Below are 17419 nucleotides of genomic sequence, written 5' to 3'. Positions count from 1 at the left end.
ATCATTTAAAATTCCTTTATCTCTACTCCTCATCATCTAACACCCCAAATAAAGGAATTTCTTTTTTTAGAGGAATTTGGAGCATTTTCTCTTCTTTAGACATGCGATAGGGTTCAACAATTTGTTTCGCATTACTTAATTCCAAATAAGGTGCTTGCACTTTCTTTAATCCATTTCGTTTTAATATCATTTGGCCCGATTGCTCTAAATGCTCTGAACCAGGAGTACCCATGATATTACTATTAATCGCACTATCGCATTTAAAACCAATTCTTACGGTCATATTGAGTTTTAACTTGCCATCCAACACCTTTGCATCCGGCCTCTGCATACTAAGCATAAGAAAGACCCCAAGGGATCGGCCGACTGCTGAAATTTTTTCGATTGTAGTCATACATTCTTTTTCATCTTTAAGCATCGCCACTTCATCAATAGCAAGTAAAATATATGGTTTTTGATTATCAGGATTCAATTTGTTGTACGCATCAATATGATCAACCTCAAACTGTTCCATGAGTTTTCTTCGTTCTCTGATTTCCTTCCACACCTTTTGAAGCATAATTTTCATTTCGATTTCTTCCATACAAACGTCTTTTACATGCTTCACTCTTCGCAAAAAATGAAATTCAGAGTTTTTTAGATCCCCAAGATACAAATGCAGCTTATCAGGTGACATATATTGAATGAAAGTGGATAGTACAACACGCACCATACTACTTTTCCCGCTTCCCGTTTCCCCCGCAATTAATAAGTGTGGTGTATTGGAATCAAGCATATCGTATGTAATCATTTTCCCAAATTGATCCCGGCCAACCACAACAGGAAGACGATACTCCTTTAATAATGAATGCCACTCTTTATAACAGTACTTATAAGGTTTTAGTCCAGAATTTGAATGGAATACATGTAGTACAAATTTTTTCACATCCCCTTCAATCGTAATATTCCGTCCTAATATTTGTTGAAAACAAAACCACTTCTTTTCAATCTTTTGTGGATCTAATCCGTTTGGTATCGTAAATACATACCTTACACTTTCTGTTGAAGAAGAAATATTATGTACCTTTGGATAAATAGGCACTTTCCCTCCACGTGTTTGATGTTCCGTATATAGTCCTGCTTTTGCAAAAACCTCTTTAAGTCGATTCCTTAACTTTTGTGTATGAAGCCACTCCTTTATAATCCTCATTTACTCCATTCCTCCCTAAAACATACTTACGATGCGAACAAATGCGTATCCAATCAAGCAAACCCCACCAATTCGCATACCATAATAAATACTTCCACTCACAAACTTTGCTGCAATTATATGTTCATTTTGTACCAAATACTTTTCTAACAAGACTGCCCCAATTAAAACCGTCCCCATTATTCCTAATGCAATATAAGTATTTAACACTTGATCGGACATATGAAAAAATGCAAAAGGACTTAATGACTTATATTTACGAATTGTATTTTCTTTATCTTTGTATGGCCGATCTATAAACTTACGAAAAAAAATCCTTTCTTTCCTTACTCGCATTTAAATGCCTCCGTTCTCTTTATAAACAGAATAAGAAAACTTATAAAACATAGGGTTGATTCATTTATTACCTTGTTAACATTACTTTGATAGTTAATTTGATATGTACTTTGCCAATACAGAAGCTAATTGATTTGATATCTATCTTGATAATACGTTTGCTAGCAACTTTGATAGCGACCTTGATACATCATATTGCGAACAGCTTGTACATTATTAACACTTTTGTTTAAAAAAATCAGGCTTTGGTAAAAATGTGATTAATAGAGTATCTACGAATAGGAGTGTTCGCAGTGTTTGGCTTAGGAAAACCGTTATCTAAGTTTGGTAAATTTTTAAGAAAGAATGATATTACTCAAACGGAATTAAAGGAATGGAGTGGGGTAAACCAAAATACAATTAGCCGTATCTCCCGTTCGAATCAATTCAAGCCTTCATTAGGGAATGGTCAAAAAATAATCAGGGCCTTAAAAAGAAAAGGATTCGGCGTAGACTTTGAAGATTTTTGGATGTGATAAATTGTTCAATATATACTTCTGTATCAACACTACACTTGAATGAAGGAGATATTCAAAAATGAATATCTCATAAAAAAGATCAACTACCATTTAAAGTAGTTGATCTGCATGTGTAAACTCTTTGAACTCTAATTGATTAGGCTACCCCCGTAGTTCTTGCGGTTAAAAGCCTTATTTCTTCATTCTTTATAATAAAAAATACATATTATATTTATTTACTACATTATAAGATTTTTAACTTCTACCCTTACATATACTATCTAGAATTCTATCCTAGAATCTTAACTTATATCTTAAATCCACCAATTAATTCTTGAAGCTCTTCGGCCATCTGTGCTAATTGTATTGCTGAAGAATTTATCTCTTCCATAGAAGCATGTTGCTCCTCAGATGAACCGGCTATCGTTTGCATACTTGAAGAATTCTCTTTCACAGCCATAGATATTTGATTAATTGATGTATCGACTTCCATTACATCACTTGTCATTTTATTTGATAATTCCACCATACCCTGTACTTTTGACACAATATCATTTGCAGATTTTGAAATCTCATAAAAACTTTGTTTTGTATCATTCGCAACCTGAATCCCCGACTGCACTTCAACTCCTACTTCATTCATAGCTTTTACAGTCTCATGTACATCTGCTTGTATTTCATTAATTAAACTTCCAATTTCCATCGAAGATTCGGATGATTGCTCTGCTAACTTCCTGACTTCATCAGCAACAATTGCAAAGCCACGCCCCTGTTCTCCTGCCCTTGCCGCTTCAATCGCTGCATTCAATGCTAATAAATTTGTTTGTGCAGCAATATTTTGAATTACTTCTAATATACTTCCGATTTGCTGCGATTTCTTATCTAATAATTTAATTACATTATCGGATTGAGAAACAGAACGATGTATAGACTGCATTTGCATTACAGTTTGTTCTACTAATTGTTCGCCCTCGTTAGCTCTTTGCTTTGTATATAAGGATGAAGTCGATACTTCGGAAGCATTATCAGCTACGCATTGAATGTTTCGTGTTACCTCACCAATTAATTTAGCTCCAGACGCAACTTCATTATTTTGTACTTCTGCACTATTCGATATTTCTTCCATTTCTTTTGTGATTTGTTCTGTCGCAACACTTGCTTGCTCTACGCTAGCAGTTAGTTCTTCAGACGAAGCAGCCACATGTCCTGCAGATGTGTTAATTTGAGAAATTATATTACATAACGACTCTGCCATTGTATTGAAACTACCACCTAATTGACCAAGTTCATCCTTTGAACGAATATCTATTTTCTCAGTTAAATCTCCCTGACTAATTCTTTGAGCTGAAATAACTAATTGTCTTAGTGGATTAATAATAGATTTAAGAATGAAGAAAATTACAATTCCACCTAACAACAGTGAAGCCCCTATTATAGTGAGCGTTTTATAAAAAATAGGATTGGTAGCTTCTTCAATCTCTTTAATAGGCATTACACCAGCTATTTTCCAACCTGTTTTTTTGTTTGTTTTAAAGCTTATGTTTCGATCCTCACCATTAAGGCTATAAGTAATTACTCCATCTTCTTTCTTGTATAGTTCATCTGCTAATGATTTCTCTAATTTCTCACCTGGCTTAAGTGTAGGATGAACAACGATAGTCTTATCTTGACTTACTATAGATACAAAGCCTTGTTTTCCTATTTTTATCATTTTAGAAGTTTTTACGATATCATCAATATTCAAATCCATACCAATGACACCACTTTTATCAGCATTTTGCTTTGCAATTGCTATTACCATATTTCCTGTAGCCTTTGATTTATAGGGAGACGAAACAATAATCTCTCCATTAGCTTTTACTGCATCCTTATACCAACTACTTTCTAACGGATTAAATCCGTCTGGTATTTTTCCAACAGGTGCATGAATAAATTGATTATTACTGGATGTAGTATAAATTGTTTCTATCTCTGGATGTAACTGTATATATTGATCAAATTTACTTTGCACATTTTGCAATTGGTCAGCATTATAATCACCTTGTGTAAGTATCTTTGCAAAATGAGTTACATCTACATGTTTATTTTCTAACTCATCGTCAACTATCTTATTTAAAATACTTACATTATCTTTCGCAGTTTGTAGAATTGTTTCATTAAGATCCGTTTTTGCTTTATCATAAGATGATACTCCTACGATAAGACTAGGTATAATTAATATTGCAATAAATGCCATAGACAACTTCGTTTTAAGCTTCATTTGTTCCAATCTTTCTTTTATTTTAAACACTATCAAATTCTTCCTTTCATTCTTACAACTTATATTGTTTATTTAATCGTTTGCTCCTTTATTTTTTCTACATTCATTTATGGTATCATTCGAAATGAAATTACCGTTATATCCTTTTACATATATCTCCTTATATAACAATTTAGTTTTTACAAGCAGAATTTTATCTATCCACCTTTCGAATATGTAATTTTTTTATAGTAATCAATGTTAAACCTACAAATTATTCTACATTAACTGTAGAAACATAGACTTCATTTAAAAGATGATTTTTAGTTTTGATTGAATCAAAAGTTTAATTTAGATCGATTCACATTAGATGAAATCCTTACCATACTAAATTCCATTTAACTTAACTAAGTGAATTTATCGTTTTCCGACAAAAGACTCCTTCCTCAAAAATGTGAAGGTGTAAAACACCAATTTTAGGTGGGAAATGAATGTCGGTTGGCATAAGCCAACATGTTTGCTACTATATACATGTACAGATTGCTCTTTGAAAACTGAAGATATGAGGTTGGTTGCAGAAAAACGTTGCAACTGTAAAATCTTCAACGTTCTTTCGCCCCACGTTTGCTGAAGTTGCGAAAACCAAGCTAAAGTAGGAAACGTGGTGAGTCAACGTACAAGATGCTTATGTTTTCACCGTAGGGACTACGGGCGGCGCCTGCTAAGATAACTGTTGGATACATCGGTGTTCGCAGGAATCTCCCACTTCAAACAGTCCGTAAGGACATTAAGTGGTGAGTAGTTCAATCTTTGAATAACTATACTTAACAGCCTTATCCTTTTAACCACTCTGGCCACTTCGCTTTATTCATTTATCTATTTACTACAGCAACTTTTGTATTATTGGAAACTAAACCATAAATTCTAAATAGAAGAATAAAATAAATTGGAGAACTTCATTGTAACACGTATACATAAGTTTTAAATATTAAAATGAAAAAATATTTTTTATTATCTTATCTTCATGAATTACTTATAATAGATTGCGAACTTTTTTGGACTAGCGGCAATATCCGGTTATTACAAAGATTAGAATGAATAACAGCACTAATCAGTATATATTTTGTGGAAGGAGTTGTTTTGAACTACCCCACTGCTGTAAAGCAACAATAAAGTTATTTCGTCTTGCCGCCAAAAATACAATAGACATCTGTCTATGTAAATGACAGATGTCTATTAAAGTCGTTTAAAAATCTAGTTGTTTCATAGAAAATGGATTTTTTAGCGAATAATAAAGTTGCTTCATTTGAGATCCAAATAATGAAAATGAACCCTCATAATAAACATAACAAATAGAGTATTTGCATTTATACTCCATAAAACTCAAATGTATTTTTTTCTAGACATATTGCTTTATCGGAACTTTTAATAATAATATCAAAATGTTGACTGTATGGATGCATAAAAACCTTATATTGAATTCGACGTTCTGCATGAGATTGCCTTAAATAATTGATATCGGCTCCCCTTTCAGCAATATCTCGGCTAGACCTTCTCATTAATTCCGTTTCATCATCTGTATAGAAGTAAATTTTTAAATCAAATAGATCGGGATTAATAAATGCGACACACATTCCTTCTACAATCGTCACTTTGTTTTTTGAAGAAATTAACTCGCTTTTCATATAATGCGTATCTATCGTATAAAAATCTAAACCAGCCCTTACCATCTGAACATCTCTTTCTAAAGCAGACAGATGATGCGCTGATGGATGACAAGCCGTCATTTTATAATGATGATTTTCGTTTTGATATGTATAGTGAATAATTGCATGCTTTCGTATATCTGAACTAACAATGTATGGATCTGTATTAATATAATTCACTTCATTTTGATCTAGTAGGTCTACAAGCATATTAGCAAACGTTGTTTTTCCAGCAGCTCCATGCCCTGAAACACCAATAACAACCTGTTCATTAGTCCTACTAACCCAATTTATTATTTCTTGCAATAACTTATCCATCCTTCTCCCCCTTTTACTGATATACTTGTTTTGATTAGTTTAATATTAAGATATCCCCTCATCTTATTATACATGAAATAAAAAATAGCATAATTATCCATCATAGCATCTCTATTTTTAAACAACTGAATCAATTTCATAATGCGCACTTTTAAAAAATCATAAAGAAACAGAATTTCGATGATTCCTTAAAAAAACGAATGAAATAGCTAATTATGCTACAGAAAGTTGTAGTTGGGAAAGCCGATCAACTGCCAGTTTGCAGGCGTTTTACGCAAGATGAACCAAATCAAAATGGACTTTAGCTTTCTTCCCTGTACAATGGTAAATCTGATTCATTAGAAAATAACCTTTTAGATAGGTGTTTACGCGCTCAACGGCACTTCGTTCCTTATAGATTTCAGTCCATTTCATCGGGCCTCTTGCCTGTACCGTATAACGTCTCAGGTCATCTGTAACTTTCTTTTTATAAACCTTTTGACAAAGGCTGTCGCGGGCTAATGGACCTTCTTTACATTCGATTGGCCGTGTATATTTTAATGTTTCATATTTTGCATCATAGCTGTCGTAACAATAACTATGCTCTCGCACACATGTTGGTGCGAAGTACTTATCAAAGCCTATTGGTTCAGGCTCATTTTTCTTGTTGTATGCTATGACAGACTGGGCTCCTATACAATGAACTTGTTCATAAATAGGGTAGTAGTCATAACCGGCTTCCATTGTCGTCCTCTTGATTTCTAAAGAAGGTAAACGGGTGTGGACCGCCCACATTTTAATGATTTTATAGACCAAGCGATTTAAATAATGCGCTCTGAAACACTACTCTTCTTCTAAAATAGCGTAATAATATTCATCCCACCATTCATTTCCATGGGGGATACACTTCCTGAAATAGCCTTCTCTTCTCATTCCAATTCTCTCCATCAATCGATATGATGGGGTATTTTGTGGCTGACATGTCGCTATAATTCTATGTAATTTCATTTCCTTAAACCCATATTTCAATGTAGCTTGTGCTGCTTCAGAAGCATATCCTTTATCGAAATATTTAGGATTGAATACCCACCCAATCTCATAAGTATGCTCACCAAAATATTTATGAAAAACAATATGACCAATCAGAATATTTTCATCTATCAGTATCACAGGAAAGTTCTCAGCATTTTCACCCATATTTTTATTTACAAAGTTTCTTGTATCTTCTTCAGTAAAAACCCCTTCGGGTATGTATTTCATTACATTGCTATCTGATGTATACTCATGGACAGCTTGCCAATCTTTGAACTCAAAATTTCGTATTAATAATCTTTCCGCTTTTATAAACATTTACTTTTCTCCTCTCAAAAAATTGTTTCTTTACTTCAAATCTACATTCAACCCTTAAACTAAAAAGAGCCTGTAGGAATCTCTACAAGTTCTTTTTAATTTAATGTATTCCCCGAAAGGATTCTCCTTCCTCAAGCGTGTGAAGGGCGTAGACCAACGGTAGGTGGCAGATGAATTTCGGTTTGGCGTAGCCAAAAGGTTTTGCATTTTATGTTGCCTTTGATATAATCAGTCTTATAAATGATAAAGGTTGGTATATTAATGAAATTAGATAGTAATAACCATTCAGTATTCTCGTTGTACTATCACCTTGTATTGGTCGTGAAATACAGAAGAAATGTATTTGATGATGATATGTCAGACTATGCAAAAGATATGTTTGTTCGACTATCTGAAAGCTATAACATCACATTAGTTGAATGGAATCACGATGTAGATCATGTTCATATTTTGTTCAAAGCACACCCTAATACAGAAATGACAAAATTCATCAATGCTTATAAAAGTGCAAGCTCTCGACTAATCAAGAGAGACTTTCCACAAGTGAGAAAGAAACTTTGGAAAGAGATGTTTTGGTCAAGAAGTTTTTGCTTACTAACTACTGGTGCTTCATCAATAGACGTAGTAAAAAAATATATTGAAAATCAAGGTGAAAAGTGAGGTGAAATGATATGACAAAGCAGAATAAAGCATATAAATTCCGTTTGTATCCAACAGAAGATCAAGCACATCTTATGCGTAAAACCTTCGGTTCTGTACGTTTCGTGTATAACAGAATGTTAGCCGAAAGGAAAGAAGTGTATGAAAAATACAAAGATGATAAGAAACAACTAAAGAAACAACAGCTTCCCACTCCTGCGAAATACAAAGCAGAATTTGAGTGGTTAAAAGAAGTTGATTCATTAGCGTTGGCAAATGCTCAACTAAACTTACAAACTGCCTATAAGAATTTCTTTAGGGGTCAAAATGACTTCCCAACATTCAAAAGTAAAAAAGACAGAAAGTCTTATACAACGAATGTAGTGAACGGAAATATTATATTGCTTAACGGTCATATCAAATTGCCAAAACTGAAAATGGTACGTATCAAACAGCATAGAGAAATACCACAAGACCATATAATCAAGTCATGTACGATTTCTATGACACCTACTGGTAAATACTATGTGTCTATCTTGACTGCATACGAAAAAGAGATTGTACAAAAAGAAGTAGAAACAGTTGTTGGATTAGACTTTGCGATGGATCAATTATACGTCAGTTCTGAGGATGAGAGAGCCAATTATCCTAAGTTCTATCGTGAAATGTTAGACCGATTAGCAAAGGCACAACGAGTATTATCAAGAAGAATAAAAGGTTCTATTCGTTGGAATAAACAACGTATCCGTGTAGCTAAGTTACATGAAAAAGTAGCGAACCAACGTAAGAACTTCCTTCATCATAAGTCTAAAGAGTTAGCTACACATTTTGATGTTGTAGCTATTGAAGATCTAAATATGAAAGGAATGTCGCAAGCACTTCATTTTGGAAAAAGTGTCACTGACAATGGTTGGGGTATGTTCACTTCTTTTTTAGCTTATAAACTACACGAACAAGGCAAACAACTTGTGAAAATAGACAAATGGTTTCCTTCCACAAAAACATGTAGCAGTTGTGGAAATGTGAAAAATATGTCATTGTCTGAGCGAGTCTATTCTTGTATATGTGGTGTAAATCTCGATAGAGATTATAACGCAGCTATCAATATCAAAAATGAAGCAATATGCCTATTAGCGTTAGCATAGATAGCAATAAAATATCCCTTGGAACGAGGGAGTTAGCTCGGTTGTCTTAGGACGAATTCGTTAGCTATCAAAAGTAACGACTAACCGAGAAGCCCCCACTTCAAACAGTCCATTAGGACGTTAAGTGGCGGGTAGTTCACGATGAATATATGTGACAAACAAACTATCTTACAGATTCATCATTAAAACTACAGGAATAGTACTTTAACAAATATATCATATAACAAATATTAACATCCGTACTTTTTTGAAAATTATGTTAATCAGGAAAGAAAATAGCTTTTTTCTTAACTGTTCTTAATTTCGCTTACTACTACCTTCTTTTTACTTAAATAAAAACAAAAAAACATATTGAGAAACAAATAATTAGATTGAATATTCTAACCATTGAACATAAAATGAGTATGAGTCTAATAGCAACTAATTTCTAACCCTTGTATGAAAAAGAGGTCGAGTATCATGACCTCTTTTCCATACGTAATTTCAGCCTGTTCATACAGGCTCTTTTTATTTGATAGAAAAGAAAAATGTTTGCTATACTATATGCACACAAATATATGCAAAATCACCAATAAAACAAGGGCAGCCTGGCATAGCTGCCCTTGTTTTATATTTATTCTCGTAACCTACTATTTAGTTTAAGTTAATTATAAACCTAGCACACTAACAATCTGGCATGCTTTGGAATTTACAATATAATAGTACATCTCTAACCCTCTTCTTTCCGAGCGTAGAATCTTGCCACGCATCTTAGATAAATGCTGAGATACGGTTGATTGAGGCACTTCTAATAGCTCTGTTAACTGTGTTACATTACATACTTTGCGATTTTCTAGTTCTTTCACGATTTGTAATCTAACTGGATGAGCCATAATCTTTAATAATTCTACATCCGCTTCTGGAATTTTGCACATTTCATTACTTACTTGTATTGTTGTCATTTTTTATTTCTCCTTTTTCATTTCTTTTCTGTTTTTATTATCATTTTATTAGTATTTTTAGTTTGTCTAAGTATATATTTCACAATCACTTTGTTGCTCAATCTTTTGTCTCTCTATCAGGTTTAATATATAGAAGGATTATTATGGCTAAAAATCCAACAAAAGATAGCATAGGAATCGAGATGAAGCCAAACAAATTTAAGTAATCTTCTGTACAAGAAACTCCTACTGAACACATCTTCAATTCACTTGTAGGAAAAGCCTGAATCGTGATTTGATAAACGGCTATTAATAGGCCAATACATACAAATGGAAATGCATATGTACTTACGTATGGAAATGCATATGTACTTACGTATGGATCTTTTCTAAACATACCTATACCTAATATTAATACTAGTGGATACATGGCCATCCTTTGATACCAACATAAATCACATGGAGGCAGCTTCATCCATTCACTAAAAACCAAACTTATGACCGTTGCACTAGTAGCTATCATCCAAGCAATTACGATGTGATACTTTCGAATGATTGACATCCTATATTCCCCTCACCTGTCTTATTTAGAATGTAAAACGTTTGCAAATATATGACCAATTTATTTCTGTATTTGGAGTACCCTGTTTCAATAGACAGTATCCAAACATTGATATCATCCCAATCATAACCCTACTCTTTCAATTCTAAAGGAAAAGGATTCTCAAAATCATCACGCATTACATACATGACTTCTAATGCTTTTTCTAGCGGACCAAATCTATATACAATATGTGTATGTACTCTTTTGTTTTTCTTTTTTGCTACCGCTAAATATACATACCGTCTTTCTTTCGCTAAAACAAACTTCAAAAACCCAGGTACTTGACTCATCTTTCGCACCCCTTTTTAATTTTCCTTACCCTTATTAAAAAGAAAAGGGTAAGGAAAACTATTAAGTCTTACTTTACTAATTTAATAAATGTCCCGTTTTTTTAATTTGAAAATACAAGAAGACACTCATCATTACAATATTTATTACACCAGCTGCAGCACCAATTTTGGAGATAACATACACACATTCATTACTACTAAAAGGTAATAAACTCGCGAAAATAAATAAAGTTGAAATGATAAAGGATAAGAGCATATTTCTTTTGTTTTCATTCATTCAAAAAACCTCCATTTTGTACGAATATTTATATTGCAATGGATTATTGTGCTAAGCCGCATTATTACGGTTATAATGATTTTCCTCTTCATCCACAACCCCCTTTATGCTCCACAAACCAATTTTTGATGCCTTTGCTTTTGTTTCGCTTTCTAGCATTTGTGGAAGCAGTAAAGTGCTAGGTTTTAAAATGTAAGCTACAATACCATATCCTGATTTAACCATCAATTCATTGATATGTATCCCTTCACAAAATACATATGCAATTTACCGCCATACTTGTCCTCTTTTGGTCCACGATCATAGACTTATGTTACGTTTTTTCCTTTTAATTGTTTCTTTAGAAATAACGACGCTTCCTTTCCCTTTAACTGTTTCTAAGCCATTTAATTTATCCTTATAAACTTCTGTAATATCAACAATACTTTTCCCTTTTACGTGCTGTTGTACTCCCTTTTGTACTGTTTGGGCAGGTTTCGAACCATTTACTTGAATCGAATTGTTGTATGCTGTCATTAAAAAAACGAATGACGTAATACAAATAACCTAAATCCAAGATTTCATAATGTCTTCTCCTCCAAATAAGCATTTCTCTCTACTTAATAAACAAATAGACTATATATTGAATTGCGCCCTCGATAATTAAAACAAATACAACTCTGAATCCAATTTGGATAATTATTAAAAACAGGTTTAAATGAGTGCTTTTCACATTCTGGGCATTTCAATACCATTCCTCTCTCATTCTTTTTTTGCCTATATACTTTTTATAAATAGGACATTTGTCAATGTAATTTCATTAACACACGACATTTATCTCCCCTTTTGGTTCCAAAGTTTTAAAATAAATAAAAAAGGACACACCTATAGCATATGTATGCTTAGGTGTGTCCTTTTGCAAGATAGATTTAGAAGAATTTTGTTACTTTCATCATATCATATTTCTTATTAATTTTATATGCAGAATTTAAGATTTTAATATGCTATTTCTTCTTATCTAAATAGTATATTAAGAAACTTATTTGATCACCTTTTTACTTTACGTGATATTCGTTCAACTACACGGGTATACCGAGTATATTCTTGTAAATAATAAGGTTGTTAAACGTTAAATCGAGGAGGTGTGGTATGCAAGGTCATAAAAAAGCTATAAAAAGCACCGATTCTGTTATGAAACCAGATTTTGCTGAAACTGATGCACAAAAAGTAAAACAAGAAATTCAGAATGATGTAAGAGCGGGACAAGGAGCAATGACTTCCCGAGAAGCAGGGGCAATGCGAGATTAAGAAAAACACTCCTTATTGGTTTTTTCTTATCTTGAAATTTAACCAGTAAGGAGTTATTCCAGAACTATTTTAGCTTTTTACATTTATCATTTAAAAACATACTGCATTTATTTTGTAGAACATAGGTTAATTTCACATCAAATTTTTCACGATTAAATCTCTTTTTTCAAACTAAAATTATTTTCTTTCAGATAATTTATTGCATCTTTGTTCACCGCTCGTAAATCTATACCTTGTTTTTCCGCTGCAAATGAACAACCACAATAACATTGACGGAAAACATCATATTCATTACACATTTCAATTGAGCGTTGATATCCATTACTTTTTTTAAAATCACTTGGTAAATAACGTGAATCATAATTTTGTTGCACACCAATTCCAAGTTCATTTATTAATTGACTATTTTTATTTTTAGAAAGAGTAATTGCACTGCCGAAGTAATCAAATTCTCTTTCCTGTGCTACCTCAGCTGAACGATCCAATCTCATATCAAAACAAGCTGAACAACGAAGCCCACCTTCTGGCTCTTCTGACAAACCTTCTTCTTTTACCATTTTAAAACTAAACCTCCTATTTATTTTATCATTTGAATCCATAAATAAAAATATAGTTATATGCATCTATTTACAAGCCTTAAAACAGTTCTATTGAACTGTTAATGATGGCCTAATAATGTACGTAGTCTATTACCTTTATTTCTACAATGTATCTTTAATCATTCTTTTTCATCACAAAATCTTTTGGGTTACCTTTTAACTGGTAATACTTCACGTTAAGACGAATAACTACTACGATGATTACCAAAAATCCTATCATATATAACATTTTTCCTTTCTCCGTTTCTTATTGTTTAGCAAACCTATTCTGTAAATACTTCACATGTTTCTTCTCAATATCCTTATCCATAATGTTTGCTTGTAATATACTTTGATAGATATGTTGGACTTCATCGATTGTTTGTTGCGGTTCAATATATGATTCAATACATTTTTTTAGTTCGTTATAATATAGGACATGTTTATCTTTAGAATGAACATTTACCCTTTTTAGACTGCATTTTGGATGAAATGCGACAATAGAGATGCATGGCAGCTGTTGTTCCATCACCCATTCCATTGCCTTTATATGTTTATAATTTTGTCGAAATGGGTTTTGAAAAGAGGATTTCTTTCTAAAAATACCCTGTGTCCACCTGGCTGATTTCTCACTTCCAAAAATCCAGCCCTCGTAGTTCTTTGTCTCTATAACAAATACACCTGTTTCCGCAATAACAATATGGTCAATTTGCGTTGTATCACCATACTCCGTATGAACCATCACATCATGTAACACATAATAACTTGTGGGATCCAATTTGCCGAATATACGTTTCACTAGTTTTTCCCCGGCTTTCCCTTTCCATTTCGGTACATGTTTTTTTAAAACGATGTTCAAAGGAATCAGAAATACAATGAGAATCAATTCGAATATCAATACTTTCATAATAGAAGCCTCCTTTTCAAACTCTTGCATTTCTGCGCATCAAACGATATACATACGTTTCTAATCCTAAAATAAAATATGAGATACATAAGCCTTTTATCACCATTTCCACGAATCCCAACGCTAAAGATACAAGGAGTCCACCCCGAAACTGAAAGGGTCTAGTTACCCTTCTATTTACTGGCTTTTCAATGACACCAAAGTTAGCCCATGTAGGTAGACGTTTTTCTACATTCTTTATTGTGCCCATTAATCCGTATTTTAGGGACAGAATGAAACAGCCGATTAATAAATACGCGATGGAAGAAAAATAGACAGATAGGCCCATAACAATAATTGTGAGCAGCCAACCGATTAAAATGGAATTTCGTAAAACAAAATACTCTCGATTTCTTTTCAAAACAAACAGTCCTTTCAACATAAATCAGGTTATTTTCAATTGAGAAATATTTAAATTATAAGCATGACATGATACACCTCTATTAATTTACGGACCAGCCTAAAGAGAATTGTAATAGATATGTTAAAGCTTATAGTAGATAATACGGTAACAGAACGAGAAACAGATTCAGCCTTTTCAAAACTTTTCACCTGCAAAAATACAACTGTATTTCTAAGTGGCATATTATCTCCTATATCACTGGAAATACTTGAAAAATATGAAAGAAGAAACCAAATAGCTAGAAAAAGGTACTGAATGTAGATTCAGCACCTTTTTAATCTTTATATATAGTTTTTTACATATTAGCAAATAGCCATGGAGCGAGTACGGCTAACATACACAGCAAACAAGATCCTGTTATGACACGGTTAGACCAACGATAATACTCAGGCTGTTTCGTACTTTCATGAATCTTTCTTAAACGAATACCTGCAATTAACATAAACGGTGTGAAAATAAGTGCAGTTGCTTTAAACAGGTCTAAAAAATCCGTAAAGATGTTCATAAACGAAAATACATCCGAACTGAACAAGAAGTACACACTTAGTCTCAGGGACATCATACTAATAAATGAGAAAATCATACTTCCAGTTGCCCACTTCATCCATTGACCATTCTTTGTAATTAGCGCCATAACCATGACAATAATGCCTAATACGAATGAAATAGAAAAGATATTTACTCCTACCTTAAAAGCCGGAGCATACAGACCTTCAATCTTTTGTATGATTGATGAGCCAAAAGAATCATCTTTTTCTTTTGTTTTCGTTCGATTGTTTAATCCCTCTTTAAAGGATGACGAAACATCGTTCCCATTCAATTCATTAAAATCTACTTTTACAGAGGCCTGAACTTCTTGTAAGGGAACAAATAGTAACACCATCAAAACAAGCGTACATAAGACTCCTATCATCCTTTTTTCTTGTTTCATCACACATCACCCGCTAATTTTGGTTTAACGCTCTTTAATTTGATTTGATTTCCTTCTGCAACATAATAGAGATCTGCTGCATAATAGATATTTGCTTTTGTATATGCCCCCATAATTGCATTCGCGATTTCTTCCTTCTCTACTGCCATATGTGTTTCATTTTCATTGTAAAATCCAATTTCAATTCGATTAATATTATTATTTAATACTGTAAGATGTAACTCTTTTAAGCTATCTAAACGATTGCCTAATCCACACACTAACTTAAATACTTTATTTGCAATTGTTGGTGGTTTGACATAAGTCGTATGAAAATGAATAGTTTCATCATCTATTAATCCATCCTCCTCAACTGCACATGTCATAATGAACGAATGATTTTGTTTTTCTATTTCTTGCTGACTCAACTTGCGATCAATGACGTATTTCAAGCTTATTGTTAGATTTTCTATATATTCATCCAGTTCGGTATTTGAAATTTTAACCTCTGAGAATTCCGGAAAAATCATATACGCGTGTATATTAGAACTACTTTTACTTACACGTAATAACTGAACTTCTTTCTTTTCATAGCGCACCGCTTGTTCTAATTTTTCTACTACGTTGTTGCTTATATGATCGATTGCCATATATTATCACTCCTATTTACTTTAATAAAATTTTTTTCATACAATACTCATGATTTGGTACTATCTATTTAAAGCATTGTAAAATTACGAAGAGTTCTCAATTCTCCTGTTCTAAGACTGTTAATCACCTGAATCTCAAAACATTTTAATATTACAATGACGTACAATTTTTCATTATAGTTGAATATTCTTGTATGGTGAATCATTCTATCCCACTCATTTGTACAAAAATAAAAAAATTTCATCCTTGTACAAATGAGTGAGCAAATGCTGTTTTCATGCTATCTAAGAAAAAATAACTAGGAGATACATTCATATATTTCCTAGTTATCTACTACTCCATCTAACTAATGTATAGGGATACGATGAATCAATTTATAATTCTATATACAACAGTTGATTTTCTGGTAATATTTCTCCCTCTGTATAAATCCAATAGCGCTTGTTATCAGACATTTTCATGACACGTGTCAGTCTTGTTCTCGTCCTATTACGTTTGCAGTCTACTTCACAAAAACTATACCTTCTACATTGAATACTCCTTGTTGAACTGGAAAAATGCGTTCTATGTGTTCTATATCTAATGGAATTGAAACATGTTCTAGTTCTGGATAAAATACTCATATTATAGTAATCCCTCTGGTATATCCTCATCACCTGGAAATGGAATATCATAAACCACTTCTTCTATATCTTCATGTTTTAACTTGTTACCCTCTTCTTTATCCAGATTCTTATGAACCGATGTAGCAACTAGATTATATACACTTTCTACATCCTTTTCTAAGTAGATTTCTTTTGTTGGAGCAGTAATACGTTCTTGTTCCCTTCCGACAGGTCTATTTTCTCTTGGGCACCAATAAATGGGTCGTTCCACCGGTTTATTTTCCCTTTCTTTTTTCTTGGCTGCTTCTATTAGAAATTTTTCCTTTGAATTACAAACTACCAAAAACATATAACAAAATAGACCGATAAAAATTTTTGTAAACATGATATTCCCCCTCTCGACTATGCAAATATATCGAATTCAAATTACCCATTACTTTGCTTTTTCGTTTCCCTTTCTTTTGAGAAATATCTACTTCAAGAATCAAATTATCCCAGAATGTAAACTCTTGTTTTTGTACTAGCATAAGCTTATCCGTATTCAATGTTT

Annotated in this window: 17 protein-coding genes and 5 pseudogenes; 4 read left to right on the top strand and 18 right to left on the bottom strand. The window is 32.9% G+C overall.

The genetic code is table 11. The annotated features are described in order from the left end of the window. Positions 1-22 precede the first annotated feature (22 nt). Both KZZ19_RS27400 and KZZ19_RS27395 read right to left on the bottom strand, forming a co-directional pair. Positions 23-1189, bottom strand: coding sequence for an FtsK/SpoIIIE domain-containing protein (locus KZZ19_RS27400; protein ID WP_237981990.1), 1167 nt, complete (start codon positions 1187-1189; stop codon positions 23-25). Positions 1190-1204: 15 nt separating this feature from the next. Next, on the bottom strand, positions 1205-1525 hold the full coding sequence (locus tag KZZ19_RS27395; protein ID WP_237981991.1) for a hypothetical protein: 321 nt from the start codon (positions 1523-1525) through the stop codon (positions 1205-1207). 293 nt (positions 1526-1818) lie between these two features. On the opposite strand from KZZ19_RS27395, the gene KZZ19_RS27390 reads away from it, so the two are divergent. Further along, positions 1819-2040 (top strand): helix-turn-helix domain-containing protein, encoded by a 222-nt coding sequence (locus tag KZZ19_RS27390; RefSeq protein WP_064474032.1) that lies wholly within the window; start codon positions 1819-1821, stop codon positions 2038-2040. Positions 2041-2329: 289 nt separating this feature from the next. On the opposite strand, the gene KZZ19_RS27385 is transcribed toward KZZ19_RS27390, so the two are convergent. From KZZ19_RS27385 to KZZ19_RS27370, 4 genes and pseudogenes are all read right to left on the bottom strand, one after another. After that, on the bottom strand, positions 2330-4312 hold the full coding sequence (locus tag KZZ19_RS27385) for a methyl-accepting chemotaxis protein (protein WP_237981992.1): 1983 nt from the start codon (positions 4310-4312) through the stop codon (positions 2330-2332). 1316 nt (positions 4313-5628) lie between these two features. Beyond that, positions 5629-6285, bottom strand: a complete 657-nt coding sequence (locus KZZ19_RS27380) for a uridine kinase family protein (protein ID WP_237981993.1) — start codon at positions 6283-6285, stop codon at positions 5629-5631. A 273-nt stretch (positions 6286-6558) separates the two neighbouring features. Next, positions 6559-7038: pseudogene (locus KZZ19_RS27375) on the bottom strand (IS5/IS1182 family transposase); the annotation flags it as partial. Positions 7039-7107: 69 nt separating this feature from the next. Next, entirely contained in the window at positions 7108-7614 is a 507-nt protein-coding gene (locus KZZ19_RS27370) for a GNAT family N-acetyltransferase (RefSeq protein WP_226545929.1), read from the bottom strand. Between the two features lie 261 nt (positions 7615-7875). Here KZZ19_RS27370 and tnpA point away from each other — a divergent pair, with 261 nt between their 5' ends. Both tnpA and KZZ19_RS27360 read left to right on the top strand, forming a co-directional pair. Beyond that, a complete protein-coding gene (gene tnpA, locus KZZ19_RS27365; protein ID WP_237981994.1) occupies positions 7876-8274 on the top strand; it encodes an IS200/IS605 family transposase in 399 nt (132 codons plus the stop codon). Between the two features lie 11 nt (positions 8275-8285). Continuing rightward, positions 8286-9398, top strand: coding sequence for a transposase (locus KZZ19_RS27360; RefSeq protein ID WP_237981995.1), 1113 nt, complete (start codon positions 8286-8288; stop codon positions 9396-9398). Between the two features lie 647 nt (positions 9399-10045). Here KZZ19_RS27360 and KZZ19_RS27355 read toward each other — a convergent pair. The 5 genes and pseudogenes from KZZ19_RS27355 to KZZ19_RS27335 all read right to left on the bottom strand — a co-directional run bounded on the left by KZZ19_RS27355 (position 10046) and on the right by KZZ19_RS27335 (position 12005). Further along, a complete protein-coding gene (locus KZZ19_RS27355) occupies positions 10046-10339 on the bottom strand; it encodes an ArsR/SmtB family transcription factor (RefSeq protein ID WP_097817271.1) in 294 nt (97 codons plus the stop codon). 97 nt (positions 10340-10436) lie between these two features. Then, entirely contained in the window at positions 10437-10880 is a 444-nt protein-coding gene (locus KZZ19_RS27350) for a disulfide bond formation protein B (protein WP_237981996.1), read from the bottom strand. A 47-nt stretch (positions 10881-10927) separates the two neighbouring features. Beyond that, a pseudogene (locus KZZ19_RS27345) lies at positions 10928-11212 on the bottom strand (hypothetical protein); the annotation flags it as partial. Between the two features lie 76 nt (positions 11213-11288). Then, positions 11289-11489, bottom strand: coding sequence for a hypothetical protein (locus KZZ19_RS27340; protein WP_016090011.1), 201 nt, complete (start codon positions 11487-11489; stop codon positions 11289-11291). Positions 11490-11540: 51 nt separating this feature from the next. After that, positions 11541-12005 (bottom strand): annotated as a pseudogene (locus KZZ19_RS27335) (thermonuclease family protein). Positions 12006-12617: 612 nt separating this feature from the next. Here KZZ19_RS27335 and KZZ19_RS27330 point away from each other — a divergent pair. Then, the gene (locus tag KZZ19_RS27330; RefSeq protein ID WP_226545933.1) at positions 12618-12776 is read left to right on the top strand and encodes a hypothetical protein; all 159 of its coding nucleotides are present in this window, start codon (positions 12618-12620) and stop codon (positions 12774-12776) included. Between the two features lie 152 nt (positions 12777-12928). Here KZZ19_RS27330 and KZZ19_RS27325 read toward each other — a convergent pair. From KZZ19_RS27325 to KZZ19_RS27295, 7 genes and pseudogenes are all read right to left on the bottom strand, one after another. Next, positions 12929-13336: pseudogene (locus KZZ19_RS27325) on the bottom strand (epoxyqueuosine reductase QueH); the annotation flags it as partial. Positions 13337-13622: 286 nt separating this feature from the next. Further along, positions 13623-14261: a nuclease-related domain-containing protein gene (locus KZZ19_RS27320; protein ID WP_237981997.1), complete on the bottom strand. Its 639-nt coding sequence runs from the start codon at positions 14259-14261 to the stop codon at positions 13623-13625. A gap of 16 nt (positions 14262-14277) precedes the next feature. Then, the gene (locus KZZ19_RS27315; protein ID WP_016135886.1) at positions 14278-14661 is read right to left on the bottom strand and encodes a hypothetical protein; all 384 of its coding nucleotides are present in this window, start codon (positions 14659-14661) and stop codon (positions 14278-14280) included. A 50-nt stretch (positions 14662-14711) separates the two neighbouring features. Beyond that, complete coding sequence (locus KZZ19_RS27310; protein WP_226546092.1) at positions 14712-14885, bottom strand: hypothetical protein; 174 nt, start codon at positions 14883-14885, stop codon at positions 14712-14714. A 113-nt stretch (positions 14886-14998) separates the two neighbouring features. Beyond that, entirely contained in the window at positions 14999-15634 is a 636-nt protein-coding gene (locus KZZ19_RS27305; RefSeq protein WP_226545935.1) for a hypothetical protein, read from the bottom strand. After that, positions 15634-16263: a hypothetical protein gene (locus tag KZZ19_RS27300; protein ID WP_237981998.1), complete on the bottom strand. Its 630-nt coding sequence runs from the start codon at positions 16261-16263 to the stop codon at positions 15634-15636. Before KZZ19_RS27300 ends, KZZ19_RS27305 begins: the two co-directional genes overlap by 1 nt. 327 nt (positions 16264-16590) lie before the next feature. Further along, positions 16591-17254, bottom strand: a pseudogene (locus KZZ19_RS27295) (transposase). Between the last annotated feature and the right edge of the window lie 165 nt (positions 17255-17419).

Origin of the sequence: Bacillus thuringiensis, assembly GCF_022095615.2 — a bacterium.
GTDB lineage: Bacteria > Bacillota > Bacilli > Bacillales > Bacillaceae_G > Bacillus_A > Bacillus_A cereus_AG.
The sequence above is the reverse complement of the archived record's forward strand: the minus strand, read 5'-3'. Positions and strand labels throughout refer to the sequence as shown.

Excerpts from the sequence above, each read along its gene's own strand:
- KZZ19_RS27370 (WP_226545929.1), bottom strand. The coding sequence starts at position 7,614 with ATGTTTATAAAAGCGGAAAGATTATTAATACGAAATTTTGAGTTCAAA.
- KZZ19_RS27355 (WP_097817271.1), bottom strand. The coding sequence starts at position 10,339 with ATGACAACAATACAAGTAAGTAATGAAATGTGCAAAATTCCAGAAGCG.
- KZZ19_RS27360 (WP_237981995.1), top strand. The coding sequence starts at position 8,286 with ATGACAAAGCAGAATAAAGCATATAAATTCCGTTTGTATCCAACAGAA.
- KZZ19_RS27320 (WP_237981997.1), bottom strand. The coding sequence starts at position 14,261 with ATGAAAGTATTGATATTCGAATTGATTCTCATTGTATTTCTGATTCCT.
- KZZ19_RS27330 (WP_226545933.1), top strand. The coding sequence starts at position 12,618 with ATGCAAGGTCATAAAAAAGCTATAAAAAGCACCGATTCTGTTATGAAA.
- KZZ19_RS27400 (WP_237981990.1), bottom strand. The coding sequence starts at position 1,189 with ATGAGGATTATAAAGGAGTGGCTTCATACACAAAAGTTAAGGAATCGA.
- KZZ19_RS27310 (WP_226546092.1), bottom strand. The coding sequence starts at position 14,885 with ATGCCACTTAGAAATACAGTTGTATTTTTGCAGGTGAAAAGTTTTGAA.
- KZZ19_RS27380 (WP_237981993.1), bottom strand. The coding sequence starts at position 6,285 with ATGGATAAGTTATTGCAAGAAATAATAAATTGGGTTAGTAGGACTAAT.
- tnpA (WP_237981994.1), top strand. The coding sequence starts at position 7,876 with ATGAAATTAGATAGTAATAACCATTCAGTATTCTCGTTGTACTATCAC.
- KZZ19_RS27340 (WP_016090011.1), bottom strand. The coding sequence starts at position 11,489 with ATGAATGAAAACAAAAGAAATATGCTCTTATCCTTTATCATTTCAACT.
- KZZ19_RS27305 (WP_226545935.1), bottom strand. The coding sequence starts at position 15,634 with ATGAAACAAGAAAAAAGGATGATAGGAGTCTTATGTACGCTTGTTTTG.
- KZZ19_RS27350 (WP_237981996.1), bottom strand. The coding sequence starts at position 10,880 with ATGTCAATCATTCGAAAGTATCACATCGTAATTGCTTGGATGATAGCT.
- KZZ19_RS27300 (WP_237981998.1), bottom strand. The coding sequence starts at position 16,263 with ATGGCAATCGATCATATAAGCAACAACGTAGTAGAAAAATTAGAACAA.
- KZZ19_RS27395 (WP_237981991.1), bottom strand. The coding sequence starts at position 1,525 with ATGCGAGTAAGGAAAGAAAGGATTTTTTTTCGTAAGTTTATAGATCGG.